At 54.5% G+C, this 301-nt stretch carries 1 protein-coding gene; it reads right to left on the reverse strand.

The features are described 5' to 3' along the window. A partial coding sequence (locus tag ciss_RS09210) for an EF-Tu/IF-2/RF-3 family GTPase (RefSeq protein ID WP_268874216.1) occupies window positions 1-301 on the reverse strand: 301 nt, incomplete at both ends.

Consider the following 301-nt stretch of genomic DNA (forward strand, 5'->3'; position numbering starts at 1 on the left):
TACCTGCCCCCGCTCGATTTCCTTCCGGTCTACACCCCGTAATAACGCTCCTATGTTGTCCCCTGCTACCGCCTCGTCCAATACCTTCCGGAACATCTCCAGTCCCGTTACTACCGTCTTACGCGGTGCATCCATCAATCCTACTATCTCCACTTCTTCTCCTACGGTTATCCGTCCCCGCTCTACCCGTCCGGTTGCTACCGTCCCCCGTCCGGTAATGGTAAATACGTCCTCTACCGGCATTAAGAACGGCTTATCTACATCCCGCTGCGGTGTCGGAATGTATTCGTCTACCTTGTTC

The organism is Carboxydothermus islandicus (genome assembly GCF_001950325.1).
GTDB classification, from domain to species: Bacteria; Bacillota; Z-2901; order Carboxydothermales; family Carboxydothermaceae; genus Carboxydothermus; species Carboxydothermus islandicus.